A 14,427-nucleotide genomic window follows, 5' to 3' on the forward strand; every position below is an offset into this window, starting at 1 on the left:
CAATGCTCGCGTCCGCTGCCCGGCCATGCCTTTTGTCACAAGCCAGTACCCCCCGGCCCGGGTTAGCCTCATGGGTCGCACTTTGGAGCAACTCTCTTGACCACCCGTCTCGCTTTTGCCCTGGCCGCTTCCCTGGGACTTGCCATGCCGTCCTACAGCATTGCCGCCCCCGCTGCCACCCAGGCCGCCACCCAGGCCAACCCCTTCTTCGCCGACAGCGACCTGCCGCTGCATTACCCGCAGTTCGACAAGATCACCGACAGCGATTTCGCCCCCGCTTTCGACGCCGGCATGGCGGAGCAGCTGAAGGAAGTGGAGAAGATCGCCAACCAGAAGGCCAAACCGAGCTTCGAGAACACCCTCCTCGCGCTGGAGAAGAGCGGCGCCACCCTGGATCGGGCGACCACCGTGTTCTTCAACCTGGTCGGTGCCGACACCAACGATGTACGCAAGAAGCTGCAGGCCGATTACTCGGCCAAGTTCGCCGCGCACCGCGATGCGATCTCGCTCAACGGCAAGCTGTTTGCGCGCATCCAGACCCTGTACGACCAACGCGCCAAGCTGGGCCTCGATGCGCAAGGTGTGCGCCTGGTCGAGAAGTACTACAGCGACTTCGTGCGCGATGGCGCCAAGCTCTCCGATGCGGACAAGACCACGCTCAAGGCGATGAATGCCGAGCTGGCCAAGCTGGGCACCACCTTCAGCCAGAACGTACTGGCCGAGGTCAACGCCGCCGCGGTGGTCGTGGATGACGTCAAGCAGCTCGACGGCCTGTCCGAAGAACAGATCGCTGCGGCCGCCGAAGCGGCGAAGGCGCGCAAGCTCGATGGCAAGTACGTGATTGCGCTGCTCAACACCACCGGCCAACCGCCGCTGACCCAGCTGAAGAACCGCGACCTGCGCAAGAAGATCTACGACGCCTCGGTGTCGCGTGGCAGCCATGGCGGCCAGTACGACAACACCGCGCTGGTGTCGCGCATCATGAAGCTGCGCGCCGACAAGGCCAAGCTGCTCGGCTTCCCCACCTACGCAGCCTATTCCCTGGAAAACCAGACCGCCAAGACTCCGGAAGCGGTCAATGCGATGCTCGGTAAGCTGGCACCTGCTGCGGTCGCCAACGCCAAGCGCGAAGCCGCCGATCTGCAGGCGATGATCGACAAGGAACAAAAAGCTGCACGCAAGCCCACCTTCAAGCTCGAAGCCTGGGATTGGGCCTACTACAGCGAGAAGGTGCGCCAGGCCAAGTACAACTTCGACGAATCCCAGCTCAAGCCCTACTTCGAACTGAAGAACGTGCTGGAAAACGGCGTGTTCTACGCCGCCACCCAGGAATACGGCCTGACCTTCAAGCAGCGCACCGATCTGCCGACCTACCGCGACGACATCACCGTCTACGACGTGTTCGATGCCGATGGCAAGCAGCTGGCGATCTTCATCGCCGACATGTACGCACGCGAATCCAAGCGTGGTGGCGCATGGATGAACTCGTATGTCTCGCAGTCGGACCTGACCGGTTTCAAGCCGGTGGTGGCCAATCATCTCAATATTCCCAAGCCGCCGGCCGGCCAGCCAACGCTGCTGACCTGGGATGAAGTGACCACCATGTTCCATGAGTTCGGGCATGCGCTGCACGGCATGTTCTCGGACGTCAAATACCCGTATTTCTCCGGCACCAGCGTGCCGCGTGACTTCGTCGAATTTCCCTCGCAGGTCAACGAGATGTGGGCCGACGAGCCGTCGATCCTGAAGAACTATGCCAAGCATTACCAGAACGGCACGCCGATGCCGCAGGCATTGCTGGACAAGGTGATCGCCGCGTCCAAGTTCAATCAGGGATTCGCCACCACCGAATACCTGGGTGCGGCGATGCTGGACCAGAACTGGCATCAGGTCAGCGCCAGCCAGGTGCCCGATGCAGCCGGCGTCATGGCGTTCGAAGCCAAGGCCCTGCAGCAGGACGGCATTGCCTACGCACCGGTGCCGCCGCGCTACAAGACTCCCTACTTCAGCCACATCATGGGAGGCTATGCCGCTGGCTACTACGCCTACATCTGGTCGGAAGTGCTGGATGCCAACACCCAGCAATGGTTCAAGCAGCACGGCGGCCTGAGCCGCGCCAACGGCGACCGCTTCCGCAAGACCCTGCTCTCGCGCGGCGGCAGCGTGGATGCCATGGAGTTGTTCCAGAACTTCGCCGGTCACGCGCCGCAGATCGAGCCGCTACTGGAAAAGCGCGGCCTGAGCGCGCAGGGCGGCGACGGCGCAACGAAGGAAACTCCGCAGTCCAAGCCGTAACGTCCAGTCCCAAGAACGACAACGCCGCCCGGATCGCTCCGGGCGGCGTTGTCGTTGATGGCGACGCGCGCCGTCGTACCGGCTCAGGGCTCGACCAAGTCCACGCCAATGAGCAGTTTCTTCAGCAGCTTTTCCAGACGCACCTGTTCGGCCTCGCTGATGTGGGAGGTCTGCTGCGCCAGCAGCTCGCAGGCTTCCGGCAGCAAGCTCTCAATCAACGCCAGCCCAGCCGGTTGCAGGGTCAACACGATCTTGCGCCGATCATCTGCGCTGGTGCCGCGCGCAATCAGGCCTTTTTCGCATAGCTGGTCGGTGAGCCGGGTGATGTTGGCCGGCTTCTCGCTAACCGCCTCGGCCGCCTCGGTCGGCGTGATCGCTTGGTCCGGCGTGCCATGCAGCGTCATCAGGATCTCGTATTCTGGTGGGCTGATTCCGTAAGGCCTGAGCCGGATGCAAGTGATCGTATGCAGTCGCTTGTACAGATGCTTGATCAACCTCACCACGACGGCCGATTCCCGCGGAAATGCCGTGTAACGCTCGCTTGTGTGGTTCACGCAGTTCTCGGTCGCATCGAAACTACTCATATCGCCGGTCTGATTCCAATACTGAATGGCGCGGCCATTCAAACACATCACCTGCAAGGCGATGGATCAGCGAGCGAAGAGATGTGCATATTCCGGCGCGACCCACGGGAGCAACGTCGCAGTTGTGATTTCCGCCGTTTGCGTGCCGTCCGAATACGGCCCGACCTGATACGGCGGAAACACGAAACGCAGTGCGGCGATCTTGCCGGCCGCATTCAATACCGGAACGAACTGAGCGAAATTGCCTACCTGCGCCGTGGTTCCTTCGGCGATCATGCGGTCGGCCGAGGCAACCTGCTCTGCCTGTTCCTCGATCGGCACGCGCTCGGCCACTACGCGCTCGGCTGCGGCGGCATGCAGCTGCATGGCGACCTCGCGGCCGATCTTTTCCCAGCCAGCGGGATCTGCGATCAGTGCCTGTGCGGTCAGCTGCCTGCGCTCCTTGACCAGCCAGACGAAACGCGCCACTAATGGTTCGCCATGCGCGCCGCCGGTATAGCGGCTGCCGTCGGCGGACACCACGATCAGTTCGGGAGTCTGCAACAGTTTCTCGAACGACAGCGACAGTTCATAGGGCGCTGCAGGCTTGTCGTTGCCCAGTCCCGACACTGCCTGCATCAGCTCGTCGCGCGCATCCTGTGCATAGTCGCGGACCAGGCCAGCCAATTCCGGATAGGCGTCCAGGCCACGCGGATAACTGATGCCCACCATGTATGCCGGCGCATGCTCGATCACGTCCTGCAACGGACCACTGCTCACCATGACCGGTTCGGCGACCGGCGTCGGCACAGCATCGGCAGCCGGCGCCACCGGTTCGGCGGTCGTCGCCTCGCGCTGCGTGCAACCCGCCAGCATGGCCAGCAGCACGATCCCCACCCATCCATTCACTTGCGCCAACCGCCCCATTCCTGCCAACTCCCCTGATCCAAACGTTGTTGCCGGCATCAGGCCAGCAGGTCGTGATACTGATGATGCCGGCGCATGTATGCCTCGGCGTAACTGCATGCGGGCACGACTTTCAGGCCGCTGTCGCGTGCGTACTGTAATGCGGCCTCGACCAGGGCCGACGCGATGCCGCGCCCGGCGATCGCATCGGGTACCGCCGTGTGCGTAATGGTCAGGCGTGCGTCGTCGCGACGGTATTGCAGCTCGGCGCGCTGGCCATCAGCCGATAGATGGAATCGCTGCTCGGCGGGTTGGTGTTCGGCGCGCATGGTCGCTGACTCCGTGTGGTCTGCAGCCAGGGAATGGGCCTTGAGTGTGAACAGCGCCACGCCGCGCCAGCGTGAAAATGAACCCACGCCACGCACTCCGCACGAATTGGAGGGCCGTCACTCAAGTTCGTTTCGCCTGCGCCGATAGCTGAGCTCAAGAGCACTCGCAGCACCCGGCTCCGGGCACTGGACAAGGCTCTTGCTCACCTACGAGGAGTCATCGCATGCACAACGATTCGGCAGGAAACAACGCCCCGAGCGACAGCTCGCTGCTGGAAGGCTTGTTCCAGTTCGCCCTGACCGGCGACACCCATAGCGCGGACTTCGCACAGCTCAACGATACGGTGTATCAGCGCCTGCAGCAGGCCTATGGCGCAACGTCCAGCAGTGCCACCGCAAGCGACCAGGACCGCAGCGCGGCCTGAGCGGCTTGGCGGTATCCGCCGGGACGCCGCGCCACTGCGACAATCCCGGCGCAGGAAGTGGCCCGACCCGTTCACGACGGTGCCGCCCCACTCCCTTCACGCCTGGCTGCAGCAGTGTGTCTGGCGCAGGCTTAGCCGAAGCGCGGATTGACGAGCTGTTGCAGGAAGATCTGCCACACCTCTGGCGCCATGATCAGCATGAACATCACCCCGAACGCCGCACCGGCCAGGTGCGCGCTGTGGTTGATGCGATCGCCGCCACGGCGATCCATCCACAGGCTGTATCCAACGTAGAACACGGCATAGATGATCGCCGGGGCCGGAATGAACAGCACCAGGATGATCGTCCACGGCTGCAGCAGGATGAAGGCGAATAGCACCGCCGACACTGCCCCGGATGCGCCCAGACTCAGATAGTTGGGATTCTTCTGGTTCTTCAGATAGCTGGGCAGGATCGATACCACCAGCGCCGCCAGATAGAACAGCGGATAGGTCAGCACGCTGCCGGTGACCTGCAGCATCACCCGTTCGATGACCCGCCCGAAGAAGAACAGCGTGATCATGTTGAAGACCAGGTGGCCCAGGTCGGCGTGGATGAAGCCATAGGTCACCAACCGGTCGTACTGCTTGTACTTGTCCACGGCCGGCGGCCACAGGATCAGGCGGTCGTTCAACCTGCGGTTGTTGAACGCCATCCAGGAGACGATGCCGTTGATGGCGATCAGGATCAGGGTAATCATGCAGACCTCAGGCAGAACGGTAATTGTCGACCATGCGATAACCGCGCGCATACAGGCCGAAGGCCAGTGCCGCCAGGAATGCGAAGGCCGCGAAGAAGAACATCAGAAACGCCGCTTCGCTGAGCCCAGTATCGGCGATATGCGCGGTCACCGTCTCATTGCGTACCGCCACGTTCGATAGCAGCACCCACAGATTGCCGACCGTGGTGGTCAGGTACCAGAAACTCATCACCACACCTTTCATCGACGGCGGCGCCTGGCTGTAGGCGAACTCGATGCCGGTGGCCGACACCAGCACCTCGCCGAAGGTGAGCAGCGCATACGGGAGGATCTGCCAGGCGATGTGCATCGGCTCGCCGCCATCCATCACCACCTGGATCAGCCCGACCGCGATCCAGGCCACGCCGCTGAAAGCGATGCCGCTGGTCATCCGCCGCAATGGCGTGGGTTCCCAGCCGATCCGGCGCAGCACCGGATACAGCACCAGGTTGTTGAAGGGGATCAACAGCATCACCAGCAGCGGATTGAGCGCCTGCATCTGCGAGGCGGTGAACCAGACCGGCATGCGCATCTCACGCCCCTGCAGCACCCAGGTCGAGGCCTTCTGATCGAACAGCGAAAAGAACGGGGTGACCAGGGCGAAGATCACCAGCACTCGCAGCAACGCCCGCACGCCTTCCACCGCCGCATCCGGATGCGTGCCCCGCGCACGTTCCAGCTGCCACCAGGTGCCGCCGCCGATGCCGGCCAGCAGCAGCACCAGCGCCATGCACAGGCAGATGACGATGCCCAACGGTTCGATGAGCACGAAGCAGGCCAGCGCCAGCAACACCGACAGCAGCGCCAGCACCAGGCCCGGGCGGCCCTGCCCCGATGCGCGTGTCAGCAGCGCGGTGCGCACCACCGCGCCGAACCCGTGCGGGTCCTTGGGCGGCAAGGGCACCCGCACATAGCGGTTGCGTCCCAGCCAGAACACCAGCGTGGCCACGAACATCAAGATGCCGGGAATGCCGAACGCCCAGGATGGCCCCAGGTTCTTCAGTGCCAGCGGAATCAGCAGCGAGGCGAACAGCGAGCCGAAATTGATGATCCAGTAGAACGCGTCGAAGACGACCTTCGCCAGGTGCTTGTTGGACTGATCGAACTGGTCGCCCATGAACGAGGCCACCAGTGGCTTGATACCACCCGCCCCCAGCGCGATCAGGCTCAATCCGACGAAAAAGCCGCTGCGGCTGTCTTCGAACAGCGCAAGACACGCGTGCCCGGCGCAATAGACCAGGCTGAACCACAGGATCGTGTTGTATTTGCCGAACAACCGATCGGCGAGCCAGCCGCCCAGCAACGGGAAGAAGTACACCCCGATCATGAAACTGTGCAGGATGTGCTTGGCCTCGGCCTCGCGGCCTGGGCCGCTGATCTCCTGCAGCAGCAACGAGGTGATCAGGAACTGCACCAGGATGTTGCGCATTCCGTAGAAGCTGAAGCGCTCGCAGGCTTCATTGCCGATGATGAAGGGAATCTGGCGCGGCAGGCGCGCGCCGGCAGCGGCGCCGGGCAAGGTCGGGGTGGTCAAAGGCGGTCCGGTCCAACGGTAGGCAGGCCCTATCGTACCGGCGCCGGTGGGCTCGCTGCCATGCGACTGGCATCTCGCCTCGCATGGCGTCATGCCGGCGGGCGTATGCGCCGCGACATTGCGCGCCGCGGGCCTGATCCGGTAGCGCGCATCCGCGCGCGCCAGGTCACGGTGCGGATTGGCCTGTGCCGCCGGCTCGGCTACATTGCAAAGGGTTTCCCCAGATCGCCGGACCCCCGCATGCTCCGCTTCACCCGCCTGGCCTTGGGCCTGTTGTTGTGCGCCTCCCTCCCTGCCGTAGGTGCTGCCGAATCGCTGACCAGCGTGGCCGAACGCAGCGGCTTCGTGCAGACCGGTCGCTATGACGAGGTCATCGCGCTCTGCGATGCGTTCGCACAACGCTATCCGCAGGCGGTGCGCTGCACACAATTCGGCACCACGCCCGAAGGCCGCCCGATGAAGGCGCTGGTCGTCTCCACCAGCGGCGTGCTGGATCCGGATGCCGCCGCGCAACGCAAGCTGCCAGTCGTTCTGATCCAGGGCGGTATCCATGCCGGCGAGATCGACGGCAAGGACGCCGGCTTTCTGGCCTTGCGCGAGCTGCTGGACGGCAAGGCCGGCAAGGGCGTCCTCGACAAGCTGGTGTGGGTGTTCGTGCCGGTGTTCAACGTGGATGGCCACGAGCGTTTCGGCGCCTGGAACCGCCCCAACCAGCGCGGGCCGGAGCAGATGGGCTGGCGCACCACCGCGCAGAACCTCAATCTCAACCGCGACTACGTCAAGGCCGATGCGCCCGAAATGCAGGCCATGCTGCGGCTGGTGCAGCAGTGGGACCCACTGATGTATGTGGACCTGCATGTCACCGACGGCGCCAAGTTCGAGCACGATGTCTCGGTGCAGGTCGAACCGGTGCATGCCGGCGACGCCGCCCTGCAGCGCGATGGCACGCGTTGGCGTGACGCCGTACTTGCCGATCTCAAAAAGCAGGGCTCGCTGCCGCTGCCGTACTACCCCTCCTTCGTCCGCGAAGACGACCCCAGCTCCGGATTCGCCGACGACGTCTCGCCGCCGCGCTTCTCGCATGGCTATTTCCTGTTGCGCAACCGCTTCGGCATGCTGGTGGAAACGCATTCGTGGAAGGATTACCCCACCCGCGTGCGGGTCACCCGCAACACCATCGTGTCGGTGCTGCAGCAGGCGGCCAGACACGGAACCGCCTGGCGCGCCGATGCGCTGGCGGCCGATCAACGTGCCAGCCGCCTGGCCGGCACGCCCGAGCCGCTGAGTTTTGCGGCTGGCCCCGCCGCGCGCACCGTCGCGTTTCGCGGCTATGCCTACACACGCACGCCCTCGCCGATCTCCGGCGCGCTGATGACGCGCTACGACGAGAACACCCCGCAAGTCTGGAAGGTGCCGTTGCGCGATCAGGTCAAGCCCGATGTGGTGGTGGATGCGCCGCGCGGCGGGTATCTGGTGCCGGCCGCACAGGCTGCACTGGTGGCGGAAAAACTGCGCCTGCACGGTGTCGACTTCCGAACCATCGGCACGGCTGCAGAGCGCCAGGTGCAGACCTTCCGCGCCGACACCGCCACCTTCGCGGCACGCTCCAACGAAGGTCACCAGACCGTGGAAGTCGTCGGGCAATGGCGTGAGGAACGCCGCGCCGTGCCGGCCGGCTCACTGTTCGTGCCGATCGCCCAACCCAAGGCGCGCCTGGTGATGGCGATGCTGGAGCCGCAGGCGCCGGATTCGCTGCTGCAATGGGGCTTTTTCAATACGGCCTTCGAACGCAAGGAATACATGGAGGCCTATGTCGCCGAAGACGTGGCGCGCGAGATGCTGGCCCGCGATGCCGCATTGAAGGCACAGTTCGAGCAACGCCTCGCCAACGACAAGGTCTTCGCCGGCGACCCGCAGGCACGGCTGGAGTTCTTCGCCCGGCGCCATTCCTCATGGGATGAGCGCTACCGGTTGTACCCGGTGCTGCGAACCGCGCAGACCGACTTCTGACCGCCCGCCCGCACGGCCGGGCGCGGCAGAGCGCCATCGGTTGCCGTGCGTCGCGGTAACGGACGCATGCAACCTGCGTCCTCGATCACGCTGCCGTTCTCGCAACGCGCAGCGCAGGCGAGCACGAACATTTTGCCGAAGACACGTTGACAGCCGCACGCGCAGCTTGCACAATTCGCCTCCTGAGTCGCCCAGGTGGCGGAATTGGTAGACGCACTAGCTTCAGGTGCTAGCGGGGGCAACTTCGTGGAGGTTCGAGTCCTCTCCTGGGCACCACGACTCACGGTAGATCGTAGAAAACCTCGCCTCGGCGAGGTTTTTTGCGTTTGGGCGATGGCATTGGTGAGCATGCCGATCAACAGCGCAGCAGAACTACGCAAACGACGACGCATCGCGGCACCAGGCAATCGAGCCGCAATCAGCAACAGATAGCTGAGGCCTCACGCCTCCTCACGTTCGCCTGCCTCATGCGCCCAGGCAAGGCTGTCCAGCGCATTGCCGGACGCCGGAAACAGCAGCACGTCCAGCGCGAATACACGAATAGCCGCATCTGCGCCGGGGCTGCGTCGGTCGAAACCGCGATGCCCCCACCGCTCCAAACGGTTTGCTGGTTGCCTTGAAAAGCACTACGCACACCGATATCCCGGCTGGTCCTTGCCCACCTTACGCGGCATGGATGCCGCGTCAGAGCCTTATCTGTTCGAAGTGTGGCAGCGTAGGTGTCGAGAGCCGGCGTGGGCGGGCAAGGGCCCTGCAGCCAAGTCGCAGATCACCCGCTCTGCAGTAGAACGGCGTGATATGTCTCCTGGCCGATGTCAGAGCGGCCACGCGCCCTGTCACCCGCGCTCAATGCCCGCCAGCAGCCGCTGCGCCACCGGCGCCTGCGCCGAACGGCGGCTTGGCCAGCCACAGGAAGAAGATGATCGCCAGGAAGGTCCAGCCCAGCAGGTAGAAGATGTCGTTGAAGCCCATCTGCGAGGCCTGGTGATTGATCATGTTGTTGAGGAAGGCTGCGCCGCGTTGCAGGTCGCCCTGCCCCATCGCGGCAACCTGCTCCTGCATGCCGGGCGTGTAGACCGAAATGTGTTCGGTGAGGTGCGCGTGGTGCACTTGCGTGCGTTGCGCCCACAGGTAGGTGGTCAACGAGGCCGCGAAGCTGCCGCCCAGCGTGCGCAGGAAGGTGGCCAGGCCCGAGCCTGCCGCGATCTCGCGACCATCCAGATCCGACAACAGGATCTGCAGCACCGGCATGAAGAACAGCGCCACGCCCACGCCCATCACCAGCTGGATGGTGGCCACATGGCCGAAATCCACCTGCAGGTTGAAGTTGGAACGGAAGAAGCTGGTGAACGACATGAAGATGAAGGCGATGGTGGCCAGCATGCGCAGGTCGAACCGCAGCGCGTACTTGCCCACGAACGGCGTCATCAGCACCGGCAGGATGCCGATCGGCGCGGTGGCAAGGCCCGCCCAGATCGCGGTGTAGCCCATGTCGCGCTGCAGCCATTGCGGAATCAGCAAACTCACGCTGAAGAACGCGGCGTACGCCACCACCATCGCCAGCGTGCCGGCGCGGAAGTTGCGGTGCCGGAACAGCTTGAGATCGACGATGGGATCCTTGTCGGTCAGCTCCCAGATCACGAACACCACCAGGGCCACCGCGGCGATGCAGGCCAGCACGATGATCTTGTCCGAAGCGAACCAGTCTTCGTCGTTGCCCAGATCCAGCACCAGCTGCAGCGCGCCCACGCCCACTACCAGCAGAATCAGGCCGATGTAATCCATGCGCGGCTTTTCCAACTGCTCCGGACGGTGCCGCAACTGCGAGCCGACGATGCTGCTGGCGAGGATGCCCAGCGGCACGTTGATCAGGAAGATCCATTCCCAGCTGTAGTTGTCGGTGATCCAGCCGCCCAGGATCGGCCCGGCGATCGGCGCCACCACGGTGATCATCGCCAGCAGCGCCAGCGCCTGCCCACGTTTTTCGCGCGGATAGATCGACACCAACAAGCTCTGGGTGATGGGATACATCGGCCCGGCCACGAAGCCCTGCAGCGCGCGCGCCACCACCAGCATGCCCATGCTCTGCGCAAGCCCGCACAGCAGCGAGGCGACGGTGAAGGCCAGCGTCGACCACACGAACAACTTGGTTTCGCCGAAGCGACGGCTCAACCAGCCGGTCAGCGGCAACGCGATCGCGGTGCTCACCGCGAACGAGGTGATGACCCAGGTGGCCTGCTGCGAACTGGCGCCGAGATTGCCGGCGATGGTGGGCAGCGAGACGTTGGCGATGGTGGTGTCCAGCACCTGCATGAACGAGGCCATCGCCAGGCCCACGGTGCACAGCGCCACGCTCGCCGGGCGAAAGCCGGCCGCGGGCGCCGCCGGGCCACCGGGCGCAGTAGCAGCTTGCGAAGACATGCCGGCTCAGCCCAGCTTGGCGGCAGCCTGCGTCGGCAGGTTGGCCTGGATGATGCGATGGATATCGGCGTCGGCCGCCTTGAGCTGCTGTGCATACACATCGGTGGAGAACACCGCACCGCTGGCGGCCTTGGCCGGCAGCACTTGCCCCTGCTGATCGTGCAGGTTCACATCGACCTTCATCGACAGGCCGATGCGTAGCGGATTGGCCGCCAGTTGCCTGGCGTCCACCGCGATGCGTACCGGAACCCGTTGCACGATCTTGATCCAGTTGCCGCTGGCATTCTGGGCCGGCAGCAGCGAGAACGCGCTACCGGTGCCCAGCCCCAGGCTCTGGATACGGCCACTGTAGGCGACACCGCCGCCATACAGATCCGAATGCAGCTCTACTTCCTGCCCAAGCCGCATGTGCTTGAGCTGGGTTTCCTTGAAGTTGGCTTCCACCCACACCTGCTCCAGCGGCACCACCGCCATCAGCACGCTGCCCGGCTGCACGCGTTGGCCGACCTGCGCCGAACGCCGCGCGACATAGCCCGACACCGGCGCCACCACGCCGGTGCGCGCATGATTGAGATAGGCCTGACGCAGCTGCGCGGCGGCAGTCTGTACATCCGGCTGGTTGGCCAGCGCGCCATCGTCCACCAGCGCGCGATTGCGCTCCAGACTTTCGCGCGAACCGCTCACCGCCGCCTCGGCGGCCGCCAGTTCTTCGCGGGCATGCGCCAGTTCTTCGTTGGAGATGGCGCCGGTGGCGGCCAGGTCCTTGCGTCGGGCGAAGTCGGCGCGGGCGCTGCGCAGCGTCACCTCGCGCGCAGACACCTCTGCCTGTGCGCCCTCCACCGTGCGGTACAACCCGCGCACCTGGCGCACGGTCTTGGCCAGATTGGCCTCGGCCTGCTGCAAGGCCACGGCGGTGTCGGCAGGATCCAGCTGCACCAGCAGCTGGCCGCGTTCCACGCGCATGCCGTCTTCGGCGCCGATGCTGACCACGGTGCCACCCACCATCGGGGTGATCTGCACCTGGTTGCCCTGCACATAGGCATCGTCGGTGTCTTCGTGCCAGCGGCCGACGAGCAGATACCACGCCACGATACCGATGATCGCCACGATGACTGCGAGGGCCACGATGCGCAGCGCCGCACGGCGCTTGTTCGGTGCGGCCGGCGCGGGCTGGGAGGAAGCTGAAGGGGTCTGGCTCATTGGCGCTGTCTCAGGAATGCGGTTGTGCGGAACTGGCTGCGGTATGTGCGGTATCGCGTGCGGGCTCGGGCATGTAGCCGCCGCCCAGCGCACGCTGCAACCTCACCGAGGCCAGCAGTTGTTGCGACTGCAATGCGGCCATGCGCTGGCGTGCCAGCAGCTGCTGCTCCTGCACGCTGAGCACATCCAGGTAGCTGCCGATACCGGCACGGAAGCGCTGTTGCGCAAGGTCGAACGCGGCGCTCACCGTCTGCACGGCCTGGTCCTGCGCCTGGGCGCGCTGCTCCAGCGAGCGCACCGCACTGACCTGATCGGCCACTTCGCGCAGGGCGGAAATCACTTTCTGGTTGTAGTCGGCCACCGCCAGGTCGTACTGCGCATCGCTGCCGGCAAGGTTGGCGCGCAATTTGCCGCCGTCGAAGATCGGCAGGCTCAGCGCCGGGGCCACCAGCCCGAACACCGAGCCGCTTTCCAGCAGCTTGCCGACATCCGGGTTGACCACTCCGCCCAGCGCAATCAGGTTGAGACTGGGATAGAAGCGGGTCCTGGCGACGGCGATGTCCTTGTCGGCCGCTTCCACCCGCCAGCGCGCGGCCACGACATCCGGGCGACGGCCGAGCAGATCGGCCGGCAGATTGCTCGGCAGTTGCATGGCAAGCGCGGTGCCCAGGGTCGGGCGTGCGATCTGCAGCCCACGGTCCGGGCCCTGGCCGACCAGCGCAGCCAGCGCGGTGCGCGCCTCGTCGATCTGCTGCTGTGCGGACTGCAATTGCTGCTGCGCGGCCGGCACGCGCGCCTGCGCCTGACGGACCTGCAGCTCGCTGTCGATGCCGGCGCTGCGACGTTGGCGGGTGAGCTCCAACGTCTTCTGCGCGCGGGTCAGCTCGTCGCTGGCCACATCGTGCAGGCTCCACGCATAGGCGAGCTGCGCGTAGCCTTCGGCGATCGCCGCCGACAGGTTCAGCCGTGCGGCCTGCGCGTCGATGGCGGCGGCATGCGCCTGATCCACTGCCGCTTCCCAGGCCGCCCGCTTGCCGCCCCACAGATCCACGCCGTAGCGGAAATCCAGCACGGCCTGCGCGCTGCCGCCGTAACTGCCTCCCAGCTCCTCGCCGACCATGGCTTCGGGCAGCTGCAGGCCGGTGTAGCCACCGGATACCGACAGGCTCGGGCCACGCTCGGCCTGCGCGGTCCCGGTGCGCGCCTGCGCCTGACGCAGGCGTGCGTCGGCTGCGGCCAGGCTGGGGCTATGCTGCAGCCCCTCGGCGATCAACGCGTCGAGTTGCGCATCGCCGAGCGCGCGCCACCAATCGCTTGCCGGCCAGGCTGCCGGACTCAGCGACGCCGGTCCGAGCGTCCGCTCGGCATGCAGCGCACCGGCTTCCAGCAGCGTGCCCTGCGGCGTCAGACCGCGGCCGCTGGCGCAGGCCGTCAGCACCAGTGCCGCGGCAGCCGGCAGCAACAAGCGCAGCACGCGTGGGCGCGAAGATCGTCGGTGGAAACTAGCGGTGTTCATGAGTTGAGTGCATCGCGGACACGGATAAGAAGAGAGGTGAGTTGCTCGCGCTCAGAAGCGGACAGATCGCGCAGGCCGTACTCGATTGCACGTTCGCCGCGCAGACGCAGTCGCTCCCACAACGCCACGCCCTGCTCGGTCATGACGATCTGCAGCGCGCGCCGATCCTGGGCGTGCGGCTCGCGCCGCACCGCACCCAGCGCCTCGAGCTTGTCGAGCAGGCGGGTCACGGCGCTCGGAGTCTGGTCCAGCGCCAGCGCCAGCTCGTTGGCCGTGCACGGCGAGCGCACGGCAAGAATCTTCAGGCCGACGTAGTGGCTGAAGCCGAAGTCGGGCAGCTCGCCCTTCATCTCGGCCTCGAGCTGACGCATCAACGCATCGCGTACCTGGCGCAGCAGCAGTCCGAACGACGGCGGGGTGTCGGGGTGATCGCTCATGCGGAGATTTTA

The 14,427-nt window shown here is 65.2% G+C and carries 12 protein-coding genes and 1 tRNA gene; 4 read left to right on the forward strand and 9 right to left on the reverse strand.

Annotated features, from left to right (window positions below; genetic code table 11):
• Positions 1 to 96: 96 nt before the first annotated feature.
• On the forward strand, positions 97 to 2,295 hold the full coding sequence (locus LL964_RS13070; RefSeq protein ID WP_208621464.1) for a M3 family metallopeptidase: 2,199 nt from the start codon (positions 97 to 99) through the stop codon (positions 2,293 to 2,295).
• An 83-nt stretch (positions 2,296 to 2,378) separates the two neighbouring features.
• On the opposite strand, the gene LL964_RS13075 is transcribed toward LL964_RS13070, so the two are convergent.
• The 3 genes from LL964_RS13075 to LL964_RS13085 all read right to left on the reverse strand — a co-directional run bounded on the left by LL964_RS13075 (position 2,379) and on the right by LL964_RS13085 (position 4,093).
• Positions 2,379 to 2,879: a MarR family winged helix-turn-helix transcriptional regulator gene (locus LL964_RS13075; protein WP_104588122.1), complete on the reverse strand. Its 501-nt coding sequence runs from the start codon at positions 2,877 to 2,879 to the stop codon at positions 2,379 to 2,381.
• A 66-nt stretch (positions 2,880 to 2,945) separates the two neighbouring features.
• Positions 2,946 to 3,785, reverse strand: a complete 840-nt coding sequence (locus tag LL964_RS13080; RefSeq protein WP_104588021.1) for a DUF3298 and DUF4163 domain-containing protein — start codon at positions 3,783 to 3,785, stop codon at positions 2,946 to 2,948.
• Positions 3,786 to 3,823: 38 nt separating this feature from the next.
• Positions 3,824 to 4,093, reverse strand: coding sequence for a GNAT family N-acetyltransferase (locus LL964_RS13085; RefSeq protein ID WP_104588022.1), 270 nt, complete (start codon positions 4,091 to 4,093; stop codon positions 3,824 to 3,826).
• A 224-nt stretch (positions 4,094 to 4,317) separates the two neighbouring features.
• Here LL964_RS13085 and LL964_RS13090 point away from each other — a divergent pair, with 224 nt between their 5' ends.
• The gene (locus LL964_RS13090) at positions 4,318 to 4,518 is read left to right on the forward strand and encodes a hypothetical protein (protein WP_104588023.1); all 201 of its coding nucleotides are present in this window, start codon (positions 4,318 to 4,320) and stop codon (positions 4,516 to 4,518) included.
• A gap of 131 nt (positions 4,519 to 4,649) precedes the next feature.
• Here LL964_RS13090 and LL964_RS13095 read toward each other — a convergent pair whose 3' ends face one another.
• Both LL964_RS13095 and LL964_RS13100 read right to left on the reverse strand, forming a co-directional pair.
• Positions 4,650 to 5,258 (reverse strand): rhomboid family intramembrane serine protease, encoded by a 609-nt coding sequence (locus LL964_RS13095; RefSeq protein WP_104588024.1) that lies wholly within the window; start codon positions 5,256 to 5,258, stop codon positions 4,650 to 4,652.
• A gap of 7 nt (positions 5,259 to 5,265) precedes the next feature.
• A complete protein-coding gene (locus LL964_RS13100; RefSeq protein WP_104588025.1) occupies positions 5,266 to 6,831 on the reverse strand; it encodes a POT-type proton-dependent oligopeptide transporter in 1,566 nt (521 codons plus the stop codon).
• 240 nt (positions 6,832 to 7,071) lie between these two features.
• Between LL964_RS13100 and LL964_RS13105 the strand changes: the two genes are divergently transcribed.
• Together LL964_RS13105 and LL964_RS13110 are read left to right on the forward strand one after the other, a co-directional pair.
• Positions 7,072 to 8,841, forward strand: a complete 1,770-nt coding sequence (locus LL964_RS13105) for a M14 family metallopeptidase (RefSeq protein ID WP_104588026.1) — start codon at positions 7,072 to 7,074, stop codon at positions 8,839 to 8,841.
• A 189-nt stretch (positions 8,842 to 9,030) separates the two neighbouring features.
• Positions 9,031 to 9,117, forward strand: a tRNA-Leu gene (locus tag LL964_RS13110).
• 570 nt (positions 9,118 to 9,687) lie between these two features.
• Here the strand turns inward: LL964_RS13110 and LL964_RS13115 are convergent.
• Genes LL964_RS13115 through LL964_RS13130 form a run of 4 tightly spaced genes read right to left on the reverse strand, consistent with a single transcriptional unit; the run spans position 9,688 to position 14,415 of the window.
• Entirely contained in the window at positions 9,688 to 11,262 is a 1,575-nt protein-coding gene (locus tag LL964_RS13115) for a DHA2 family efflux MFS transporter permease subunit (protein WP_104588027.1), read from the reverse strand.
• A 6-nt stretch (positions 11,263 to 11,268) separates the two neighbouring features.
• Positions 11,269 to 12,462, reverse strand: coding sequence for an HlyD/EmrA/EmrK family protein (locus LL964_RS13120; RefSeq protein ID WP_104588028.1), 1,194 nt, complete (start codon positions 12,460 to 12,462; stop codon positions 11,269 to 11,271).
• A 10-nt stretch (positions 12,463 to 12,472) separates the two neighbouring features.
• The gene (locus LL964_RS13125) at positions 12,473 to 13,978 is read right to left on the reverse strand and encodes an efflux transporter outer membrane subunit (RefSeq protein ID WP_104588029.1); all 1,506 of its coding nucleotides are present in this window, start codon (positions 13,976 to 13,978) and stop codon (positions 12,473 to 12,475) included.
• A complete protein-coding gene (locus LL964_RS13130) occupies positions 13,975 to 14,415 on the reverse strand; it encodes a MarR family winged helix-turn-helix transcriptional regulator (RefSeq protein ID WP_104588030.1) in 441 nt (146 codons plus the stop codon). The genes LL964_RS13125 and LL964_RS13130 overlap by 4 nt, the downstream gene beginning before the upstream one ends.
• Between the last annotated feature and the right edge of the window lie 12 nt (positions 14,416 to 14,427).

It is taken from the genome of Xanthomonas melonis, assembly GCF_020783655.1.
Taxonomy (GTDB): domain Bacteria; phylum Pseudomonadota; class Gammaproteobacteria; order Xanthomonadales; family Xanthomonadaceae; genus Xanthomonas; species Xanthomonas melonis.